Source organism: Stenotrophomonas sp. YJH_SMC_4 (genome assembly GCF_059371575.1).
The window spans coordinates 33289-43870 of record NZ_JCAFUR010000026.1 but is presented as its reverse complement, the minus strand read 5'-3'; the positions used below and the strand labels follow the sequence as shown (position 1 = coordinate 43870).

General features: G+C 67.8%; 9 protein-coding genes. All 9 read right to left on the bottom strand.

All coding sequences use genetic code 11. The features are described 5' to 3' along the window. The coding region (locus AC5P9F_RS19415; protein WP_495216548.1) for a HAMP domain-containing methyl-accepting chemotaxis protein at window positions 1-1530 on the bottom strand (1530 nt) is incomplete at its 3' end. A gap of 370 nt (window positions 1531-1900) precedes the next feature. After that, window positions 1901-3892 carry a chemotaxis protein CheA gene (locus tag AC5P9F_RS19410; RefSeq protein WP_062606949.1) on the bottom strand — a complete coding sequence of 664 codons (1992 nt, stop codon included), beginning with the start codon at window positions 3890-3892 and terminating at the stop codon, window positions 1901-1903. 45 nt (window positions 3893-3937) lie between these two features. Further along, complete coding sequence (locus tag AC5P9F_RS19405) at window positions 3938-4303, bottom strand: response regulator (protein WP_005409521.1); 366 nt, start codon at window positions 4301-4303, stop codon at window positions 3938-3940. After that, complete coding sequence (locus tag AC5P9F_RS19400) at window positions 4300-4608, bottom strand: STAS domain-containing protein (protein WP_012480094.1); 309 nt, start codon at window positions 4606-4608, stop codon at window positions 4300-4302. Before AC5P9F_RS19400 ends, AC5P9F_RS19405 begins: the two co-directional genes overlap by 4 nt. A gap of 286 nt (window positions 4609-4894) precedes the next feature. Next, window positions 4895-6109 carry a chemotaxis protein CheW gene (locus tag AC5P9F_RS19395; RefSeq protein ID WP_062606951.1) on the bottom strand — a complete coding sequence of 405 codons (1215 nt, stop codon included), beginning with the start codon at window positions 6107-6109 and terminating at the stop codon, window positions 4895-4897. Continuing rightward, window positions 6106-6888 carry a ParA family protein gene (locus AC5P9F_RS19390; protein WP_062606953.1) on the bottom strand — a complete coding sequence of 261 codons (783 nt, stop codon included), beginning with the start codon at window positions 6886-6888 and terminating at the stop codon, window positions 6106-6108. The genes AC5P9F_RS19395 and AC5P9F_RS19390 overlap by 4 nt, the downstream gene beginning before the upstream one ends. A 4-nt stretch (window positions 6889-6892) precedes the next feature. Then, window positions 6893-7909, bottom strand: coding sequence for a flagellar motor protein MotD (gene motD, locus AC5P9F_RS19385; RefSeq protein WP_062606955.1), 1017 nt, complete (start codon window positions 7907-7909; stop codon window positions 6893-6895). 1 nt (window position 7910) lies between these two features. Next, entirely contained in the window at window positions 7911-8651 is a 741-nt protein-coding gene (locus AC5P9F_RS19380; RefSeq protein WP_005409527.1) for a flagellar motor protein, read from the bottom strand. 101 nt (window positions 8652-8752) lie between these two features. Next, the gene (locus tag AC5P9F_RS19375) at window positions 8753-10582 is read right to left on the bottom strand and encodes a chemotaxis protein CheA (RefSeq protein ID WP_043035731.1); all 1830 of its coding nucleotides are present in this window, start codon (window positions 10580-10582) and stop codon (window positions 8753-8755) included.

The window sequence follows — 10582 nt, the reverse complement described above, 5'->3', positions numbered from 1 at the left end:
GCCGATGGCGAGCTGGTTGGCCTGGCGGGCGTGCTCGGCGTTCTGGCGCACGGTGGAGGTCAGTTCCTCCATCGAGGCGGCGGTCTCTTCCAGGTTGGCGGCCTGCTGCTCGGTACGGCGCGACAGGTCGCTGTTGCCGGACGCGATCTCGCCAGCGGCCAGGGTGATGCTGGAGGCACTGGCCTGGATCTGGCCGACGATCTGGGTCAGCTGTGCGACGGTGGTGTTGGCGTCGTCACGCATGCGCGCGAACACGCCGTTGAACTGGCCGTCCATGCGTGCAGTCAGGTCGCCGGCGGCGATCGACTGCAGCAGCTGCGAGAGCTGGCCGAGGTTGCCGTCGGCCACCTGCATCATGCTGTTGAGCTGCTCGATCATCACGCGGAAATCGTGATCGAAACGCTGCGCATCACCGCGCTGGCTGAAGTCGCCGGCGGCGGCGGCCGAGGCCAGCTGCTGGATCTGCGTGTTGATGGCCAGCAGGCTGGCCTTGGCCGCGTCCATCGACTCGTGCAGGATCGCGCGGCTGCCGGGCAGGCGGCGGGCGTCCGGGGCGAGGTTGCCGGTGGCGTACTGGTTGAGTACTTCAATGGCATCGACGATCGCATCGAGGTGTTCGAAGATCACCGTGTTGATGCCGCTGGCCAGCTGGCCATACACACCCGGGAAATCCTCCGGGATGCGGTGGCTGATGTCCGGCCCAGCGTGCATCTGTGCCATCAACTGGGTCTGCTCGCTGAAGCGGCGCAGCATTGCGGTCATCTCGGCGGTGGCGGCCAGCATCTTGCCGGCTTCGTCCTTGCTGGTGGCCTGGGTGCTGACGCTGAGGTCGCCGCGGGCAACCGCCTGGATGGCATGCACGGCCTTGCCCAGCGGGCCAGTGACGGCGCGCGAGATGACGGTGGCCAGTGCGGCGGCCACCAACGAAAGCAGCACGATGCAGCTGATGATCGCGATCATGCTGTTGCGATGGGTGGCGTTGGCGTCGGCGATCTTGCCGTCCATCTGGCCGGCGATGTGGGTGCCCAGGGCCTTCATCGCAGCGAACAGGTCGCGACGCGCCGGGCGCGACTGCTCGTCGGAGATCTGCTGGGCCCGAGCGCCATCACCGGCGGCCACGGCGTCGCGCATCGCCTTGTTGGCGGCGAAGTAGCGGTCCAGCTGTGCGCTGGCCGCGCGATAGAGTTCACGCTCCTTGGCCAGCGCCGGCAGCGCCGAGTACGCGGCCAGCTCGTCATGCACGGCCTTGGCGGTGTCGTCCATGCGCTTGTTGTAGTCGGCGACCTTCTCCGGCTGGTCGAGCATGCTCAGCTGTGCAAGTTCATAGGTGCGGAATTCTCCCAGCTGCGAGCGCGCCTCGCCCAGGTGCTGGACCGAGGGGATGTCGTTGCCAGCCATCTCGCGCAACTGCGCGTTGGCTTCGCTCAGGCGCAGCAGTGCGAAGGCGCCGAGGATCAGGGTCATCAAGGTGGTGAGGGTGAACCCCACGGCCAGCTTGCGGGCGATGGGCAGATCTTGGAACCACTTCATGCAGGGTGCTCCAGGTGGGCAGAGTGCCGGCGTCTGTGCGCCGGTTCGGGGGTGGTTGCAGAGCGAACGGGGGTGCCCGGTGGGGTTCGGTGACGACCGTCATTGCGAAATAACGGCGCCGTCCGCGTGGACTTTATGGACTCAGATCACATTCGGTTGCGTAGGGATGACAGCGCGAAAGCGTTGCAGCGGCGTGCTTTCGCTTGGATGAAGTAATTGCGCCCGCAACCATCATGGCGACGGAGTTCACAGAAGGGATGGGGTCAGAGCTCTTTCCTGCGGAAAGGGATCCGACCCCCTTGGCAGAGCGCGCACAAACAAAAACCGCCGCCCCGAAGGGCGGCGGTCCAGTACACGCATGCGGCGTGGATCAGGCGGCCTGCGGCATCCGCAACGAGCGCACCAGTCCGCCGATGTCGACGATCAACGCGACGCGGCCGTCGCCAAGGATGGTGGCACCGGACACCCCGCCGATACGGCGGTAGTTGTTCTCGATGTTCTTCACCACCACCTGCTGCTGGCCGACCAGTTCATCCACTTCCAGTGCGATCTTCTGGCCATCGCCTTCGACCACGACCACCAGCGATTCACTGCCCGGCGCGCGGTTGCCGTAGCCGTAGTACTCGCTCAGCGAGAGGATCGGCAGGTACTCGCCACGTACGCGCAGCACGCGGCCTTCGCCGGCCATGCTGCGGATGTCCTCGGCCTGCGGCTGCAACGCCTCAAGCACATAGGCCAGCGGCAGGATCAGGGTTTCGCCGGCAACCGCCACGGTCATGCCGTCGAGGATGGCCAGGGTCAGCGGCAGGCGGATCAGCGTGCGGGTGCCAGTACCCAGGCTGCTTTCGATCTGGACCTCACCGCCCAGTGCCTGGATGTTGCGGCGAACCACGTCCATGCCGACGCCACGCCCGGACAGGTCGGTGACCGCATCGGCAGTGGAGAAGCCTGGCTGGAAGATCAGGTCCCAGACCTGCGAATCGGTCGGGTTGTCCGGTACGGCCAGGCCGCGTTCGGTGGCCTTGGCCAGGATCTTGGCGCGATCCAGGCCGCGGCCGTCGTCGCTCACTTCAATGACGATATGGCCGCCCTGGTGCGAAGCGGCCAGGGTGATCGTGCCGGTTTCGTCCTTGCCCGCGCCGCGACGCACGTCGGGCATTTCCAGGCCGTGGTCGATCGAGTTGCGCACCAGGTGCACCAGTGGATCGGCGATCTTCTCGATCAGCCCCTTGTCCAGCTCGGTGCCCTCGCCGACGGTGCGCAGGCGCACCTGCTTGCCGAGGCGGCTGGACAGGTCGCGGACCAGGCGCGGGAAGCGGCGGAACACCGCGTCGACCGGCAGCATGCGCACGCCGATCACCGCTTCCTGCAGATCGCGAGTGTTGCGTTCCAGCTGGTCCAGGCCGGCGAACAGGCTCTCGGCGTGGACCGGGTCCAGCGCGTGCGAGACCTGCTTGAGCATGGCCTGGGTGATGACCAGTTCGCCGACCAGGTTGATCAGCGCATCGACCTTGTCGACGCTGACGCGGATCGACGTTTCGGCTTCCTGGGTGGCAGAACCGCCGGCGGCAGGCGCAGCAGGCGCTGCCGGCACGACGGCAGCAGGTGTGGAAGGGGATGCAGCAACGGGCGCCTGGGTTGCCAGGCTCGGCGGCGCTGCCGGACGGATGTCCAGCTCGCAGTCGTCCAGTACCCAGGCGAAGGTGTCTTCGATCTTGCTGCGCGGCACCTTGCCGACCAGGCCCAGGTCCCACGCCAGGTGGGCCTCGAGCGGGTCGAGCTGGGCGAACCCCGGCAGGCGTTCCATGCGCGCGGCCACCTGCAGCGAGCCGAGGTGTTCCAGTTCGCGGATGATGCGCAACGGGTCGTTGCCGCTCATGAACAGCGAGGGTGCCGGGGTGAACCCGATCTGCCAGGCTTCCGGCGTATCGTCCACCTTGGCTGCGGTAGCGGCCGGCGCGCTTGGTGCGGCCTGGCCGGAGAGAACGGCTTCGAGGCGCGCCTTCACTGCGGCGACCGCAGCGGGGTCTGCGGCCTGGCCATGTTCGGCTTCGCGCAGCAGGGCGCGCAGCACATCCACCGAGGACAGCATGGCATCGACGGCATGGCCTTCCAGGGCGCGCTTGCCGGCACGCAGCTCATCGAGCAGCGTTTCCAGCACGTGGGTCAGGCCGGCGATGGCATCGAAGCCGAAGGTGCCGGCGCCGCCCTTGATCGAGTGGGCGGCGCGGAACACCGAATTGATGATCTCCGCGTCCTGCTGCCCCGATTCCAGGGCCAGCAGGCCAGCCTCCATCGCGTCGAGGCCTTCGCGGCTCTCCTCGAAGAAGGTGGCGTGGAAGCGTTGCAGGTCCATGCTCATGGCAGTGGTGGTCCGGAAGCGAAGAAGGGGAGCGGTGCGGGGCGATCAGCCCAGCACTTTCTGCACGGTGGCGACCAGCTGTTCCGGATTGAACGGCTTGACCAGCCAACCGGTGGCACCGGCGGCCTTGCCTTCGGACTTCTTGTCGGCGGCCGATTCGGTGGTCAGCATCAGCAGCGGGGTGAACTTGTAGTCCGGCAGCTGGCGCAGTTCGCGGATCAGCGCGATGCCGTCCATGTTCGGCATGTTGACGTCGGTGACCACCGCGTTGAAGCGCTGGCCCTTGGCGCGACCCAGCGCGACCGCGCCGTCTTCGGCTTCTTCGACGGCAAAACCGGCCGAGGTGAGGGCGAAGGAAACCATCTGGCGCATCGACGCCGAATCATCCACCACCAAGATACGTGCGCTCATGCAGCGTTCTCCACAGATTTCAGGTTGTCATGGGTTACGTCCAGGCCCAGGGCCTGGGTGACGCCCAGCAGGCGTGCGGCGTCACGGAAGGTTGCGGTGCAACCGTGGAAGCCGGTGCCCAGGCCTGCATCGCGGCGGGCCTGCACGAATGCACACAGCACCTGCACGGCGGCCGTGTGGATGCGGGCGACCTGGCTTGCATCCAGGGTCAGCTCGCCTGCCTGCGCCACCAGCGGGGCGAGGCGGTTCTTGAGCTCGGTGCTGCTCTCGATGCCGAGATCCTCACCCAGTTCGACAGTGCTCATCGTTGCTCCGGACAAACGGTTCCGTGATCCATAACGGCACCCCGGCGGGGTTCTTTAGAGGAATCGACGCGGTGCGTCGATGCGGTCGCAGCTGAAAAGGGGACGGCGGGGATCAAGTCGCAAGCGACCTGGCTCTACTGCAGCCCCCTCGGCAACGGCGACCGCGCAGTGGGGACGCAAGGTGTTGATCCAACGGATCAACTCCTTGCGTCCCCGACAGGCACCGCTTCGGCGCAAAGCGCCGAGCCACTTGCGACTTAATCCCCTCCGTCCCCTTTTTTCCAGATCAACTCAGCAGCCGTGTGGCGTCCAGCAGGATCATCGGGCGCTGGCTGACCCGGGCGACGCCGCGGAACAGATCATTGGAGATCTGGCAGATGCGGGCGGTATCCGGGGGTTCGATCTGTGAATCGGTGAGGTTGGCGACATCTTCCACTGCCGACACGCGCAGGCCGATGGTCTCGCCGTCCTCTTCCAGCACCACGATGCGGGTCTGGGCATCGTCTTCTGCCGCTGCGGCGCCGAGGTGCAGGCCGAGGTCCATCACCGGCACCACCTGGCCACGCAGGTTCATGATCCCGAGCATCGCCGGTGCCGTGCCGCGCAACGGCAGCAGTGGCACCGGCAACACCACTTCCTGCACTTTCAACAGTTCCAGCGCATAGGCCTGGGTCCCGCAGCGCAGGCGCAGCCAGCGCGAGGTGCGCTCGCCGGCGCGGCGGTTCTGCGGGTGCGGACTGCTGGCGGGCTGGTGCGCCTGCGCCTGCAGCTCCTGCCAGGTACCGGGACGGTTGGTGGCCGGGGCATCCAGGGCAACGCGGGGCGGCGGCGCGGCGGCAGCACGCGCGGCCGGGGCGGGCGCGGGTGCAGGGCGCGGTGCCGGGGGCGCAACCACGGCCGGTGGCGGCGTGGGGACATCCTCGCCACCAGCAGCGGCTTCGAACGCAGCCTGCAGACCGGGGCTGTCAGTGTGGGCGAACTGATGGCTGTCGGCCGCGTCGGTCTCGTAGATCACTTCGTCGGGCAGGTCGTCCCAGGTGGGCTCCGGGCCGGCCTTGGCCGGGGCCGTCTCGTGGATCACCTCGTCAGGGAGGTCATCCCAGGTCGGTTCGCGCTCGGGAGCGGCGACCGGCATTGCGGCGGCCTCGAAGGCGGCTTCCAGTGCTGCCTCGTCCTGTGCCGGGGCAGCGGCAACAGTGTCCGTCTCATAGAGCACTTCGGCGGGCAGATCGTCCCAGGTGGGTTCGCGCTCGGCCGTTGTGGCCGCCTCGAAGGCGGCTTCGAGCGCGGCGTTGTCCACGGCAGGCCCCGCGGCAACGGTGTCGGTTTCGTAGATCACCTCGGCCGGCAGGTCATCCCAGGTCGGCTCGCGTTCCGGTTCCGATGTGCTGTCCGGAGCCGGGGCGGCGCTGTCCGGCGTTGGCAGCACGACGGCCGCCGGGGCGATCGCTTCGCCCAGCAGTTCGTCCAGGTAGTCGTCCAGTACGCCGGTGCTGTTCATGCGGCCTGCTCCAGGGCACGGGCATCCTCAACGAGGATCCAGTTCAGTGCGCGGCGATAGGCGGCCAGGCCGCGGCCCGGGTAGTCCTCACCAGCGCTGGGCAGGGTCAGGCCTGCGGCATTGCTGATGCGGGTGTCGATCGGAATGGCGTCTTCCCAGACGCGGGTGCCGTGGCGATCCTGCATCGTGCGCAGCGACTCGTTGCCGGCGCGGGTGCGGCGGTCGAACAGGGTCGGCAGGATCGAGATCGGCAGCGGGCGGCGGCGCGAGCGCTCGACCATCTCGCCGGTGCGGACCATGCCGTCCAGGCCATGCAGGGCCAGCGGCTCGGCCTGGGTGGGAATGATCAGGCGGTCGGCAGCGGCCAGTGCGTTGATCATCAACAGGCCAAGGGTGGGGGCACAGTCCAGCAGGATGTAGTCGTGCTGGCCCTGGTGACGCGCCAGTGCGTTCTGCAGGGCCAGGCCGAGACCGGGCTGGTTGGCGCTGCGGCGCTCCAGCGTGGCCAGCGCCGACTGCGCGCAGACGTAGTCCAGGCCGTGGATGCTGCTGGCATGGCACAGGCTGGAAAGATCGGCCGGCGGGGCGCCGAACAGTTCCAGCACGCCCGCCGGCGGCGGATCCACCGGCACGCCGAAGGCGCGGCTGAGCGAGGCATGCGGATCGAGGTCGATCAGCAGCACGCGATGGCCAAGCGCGGCCAGGCCGCGGCCGAGGGCGAGGGTGGTGGTGGTCTTGCCGACTCCGCCCTTCTGGTTGGCGACTGCCCAGATGCGCATCGGTTTACTCCTTCATTGCCGGGGGAACGGCGGCGCCGACGCGGCTGCCAGCCGGCACCGGCGGCAACTTCACCGGTGCGATGGGGGAGGTGGGGGCGGTAGCCGGAGTTGCGGCGGCCTGTTCGGTGGTGCTGTTGTCGACGGCGCCGGTGGCCGCATTGAGGCGCTGGCCAAGCGGGTCCACCGAATGCGAGGTGTCTGCCAGGATGATGACCATCACCCGGCGGTTGCGGTTGCGCCCCTGCGCGCTGTCGTTCTCTTCGCGCGGACGGAACTGGCCATAGCCAACCATCGCCAGCCGTGATGGCTGCACGCCCTGGTCGGCGAACAGGTGCACCACGCTGGCGGCGCGTCCGGCCGACAGTTCCCAGTTCGAAGGGAAGGTGGCCGTGGCGATCGGCACGTTGTCGGTATGGCCTTCCACGCGCACGCTGTTGGGCACGTCGCGCAGCACCTCGGCCAGGCTGGCCAGCGTCTGTCGTGCATGCACGTCCAGCGCGGCCGAGCCGGTGGGGAACAGGATGTCGCTGTTGATTTCCACTTCGATCCACAACTCGGTGCGGCGCACGCTGATCATGCCGCGGTCGATCAGCGGCGCCAGTGCGGCGGTGAGGCGGTCGGCGATGCTGTTGAGCTGGCGCTCGGCACGGGCGATCTGTTCCTGGTTGTGCACGGAGACCGGCATGCGCATCTGCGAGGCCATCGACGGCAGCAGGGTCGGGTCGTGCGACGGCGCGGGCGCGGAGGGGCCGATCTTGGTGCCGGACTTGATCACCGAGGGGCTGTCCCAGCCGCCACCCTGCACCTGCTTGTTACCCACCTGCACCGGATTGATGGTGCGCGGTGCGCCGCCGAAGGCATCGGTGAGCGCGTCGGCCATGATCCGGTACTTGCCCTCGTTGACCGAGGAGATCGCGTACATGACCACGAAGAAGGCGAGCAGCAACGTCATCAGGTCGGCATAGGGGATCGCCCATGCTTCATGGTTGGCGTGCTCTTCGTGGTGCTTGCGGCGGGCCATGTCAGTGCAGGAAGCCGGAGAGGTTGGTTTCGATGTTGCGCGGGTTCTCGCCCTGGGCGATCGAAATCAGGCCTTCGATGACCATTTCGCGGTCGCGGGTGTTGTGCGAGATCACACTCTTGAGCTTGGCGGCGATCGGCAGGAACAGCAGATTGGCCGAGGCGATGCCGTAGATGGTGGCGGTGAATGCGGCGGCGATGCCGTGGCCGAGTTTGCTCGGGTCGGCCAGGTTCTTCATCACCGCGATCAGGCCGAGCACGGCACCGATGATGCCGAGCGTGGGCGCGTAGATGCCCATCGCCTCGAATACCTTGGCACCGGCCTGGTCCTGGTGTTCCTGGCTGCCCAGTTCGATTTCCAGCATGTGCCGCATCGATTCGGGCTCGACGCCGTCCACCAGCAGCTGCAGGCCCTTGCGCAGGAACGGGTCCTGCTGCGCTTCCACCTGCGATTCCAGGCCCAGCAGGCCCTGGCGACGGGCGATGTTGCTCCACTCGACGATCTGCTGGATCAGTTCGCGGCGATCGCTGTGCGGCGGGCGCACGACCCAGCGCACGATCTTGAACGCATGCTTGAACACCGCCGGCGAAGTGTGCAGCAGGATCGCGGCAACGGTGCCGACGATGACGATCACGAACGCCGCAGGCGACCACAGCGACGCCAGGCCGGCGCCCTTGAGGATGCTGCCACCGACCAGCGAGGCCAGGGCGAGAAAGAGTCCAATGAGGCTGAGTCTATCCATGGTTCCGGTATCGGCTTGTATGAATGGGACTTGAGACACCGGGAGAACGCGTACAGACGGTAGTCACAGTTTTCGGGTCGCCGGGCCATGCCCGGCGGTGTTCAGCGGATGCCGTCCACGTCCAGGATCAGTGCCATGCGACCATCGCCGATCAAGGTTGCACCGGCATAACCGCGCAGGCCGCGCAGGGCTTTCGGCAGTGGCTTGATGACCACCTCCTCGCGCCCGCGCACCTGGTCCACGACCAGTCCGAAGCGCGCTTCACCGGCCTGCAGCACCACGATGGTCAGCAGGGTCGACGCGGCGGGCGTCACATCCAGCCACTGGCGCAGGTCGACCAGCGGCAGGGTGTGCGAACGGCGGTCGAGCACGGCGCGGCCATCGAACCAGCCCAGCGACGTGCGCGGCGCGTGCAGCACTTCCATCACACGCGCCAGCGGTAGCGCGTAGACGTCCTCGCCGGCCTGCACCAGCAGGGTCGGCAGGATCGCGAGGGTGAGCGGCACGCGGATCAGGAAGCGGCTGCCACGCCCCAGTTCCGACTGGATCTGGATCTGGCCGCTCAGTTCGCGGATGCGCGACTGCACCACGTCCATGCCGACGCCGCGGCCGGAAATATCGGTGACCTGCTGCTTGGTCGAGAAGCCGGGCAGGAACACCAGGTGCAGGCACTCCTCGCTGCTCAGGCGGGCAGCGGCTTCCGGGTCGATCAGGCCCTTCTCGCGTGCCTTGGCACGCAGTTTCTCGGGGTCAATGCCGGCGCCATCGTCCTGCACCTCGATGCTGACGTAGTCACCTTCCTGCTGGGCGGACAGGCGCACATGGCCCATCCGCGGCTTGCCCTGCGCTTCACGCAGGTCGGGCATTTCCACGCCGTGGTCGATGGCGTTGCGGACCAGGTGCACCAGCGGGTCGGCCAGCGCTTCGACCAGGTTGCGGTCGAGCTCGGTCTCGGCGCCGACCAGCTCGAGGTCCACTTCCTTCTTCAGCGAGCGGGCGACGTCGCGGGCGACCTTGGGGAAGCGCGAGAACACCTTGCCCACCGGCTGCATGCGGGTGCGCATCACCGCCGACTGCAGGCGGGCAGTGGCAATGTCCAGCGTCGATACGGCGCGGTCCAGCTCCTCGTCGCGCAGGCGTGCACGCAGGGTCTTCAGGCGGTTGCGTGACAGCACCAGTTCGCCGATCAGGTTGACGATCGCATCCAGGCGCTTGGTGTCCACGCGGACGGTGTGCTCGGCCTCGGCCATCGGCTTGGCTGCCGGCTTGGCGGCGGGCGCCGGTACGGGCGCTGGGCGCGGTGCAGCGGCAGGTGCCGCCGCGACGGTGGCAGCAGGCTTCGCGCCTGGCGCAGCGCCGCCGTGCAGCTGGTCCAGCAGCGCTTCGAACTCGTCTTCGCTGATCAGGCCGTCGTCGGCCTTCCTGGCCGGCGCGACCGCGGTCGGTGCGTTGCCGCCATGCAGCTGGTCGAGCAGGGCCTCGAATTCGTCGTCGGTGATCAGGTCGCTGCCAGCTGCCGCAGGGGCGGCCGCAGCGACCGGCGCGGCAGTGCCACCGTTCATGTCGAACTGCGCGATCAGGTCCGGCGGCGCATAGCCTGGCTCGGTGCCGGAGGACACGGCGTCCAGCATCGACTGCAGGTAGTCCAGCGATTGCTGGGCGGCGTCGAAGTGGTGGGCCTGCAGCACCGCCTGCCCGGCACGCGCGATGCCCAGGGCCTCTTCAGCGGCGTGGCACAGTTCGACCATCGCGGTAACGCCAAGGAAGCCGGCACCGCCCTTGAGCGTGTGGTATCCACGGAACACGGCGTTGAGCTGCTCGGTGTCCTGCGGTGCCTGCTCCAGCGACACCAGCTGTTCGCCCAGGCGATCCAGGATTTCCTGTGCCTCGATGATGAAATCGGCAGTGATGTCGTCGGATACCGCGCTCAT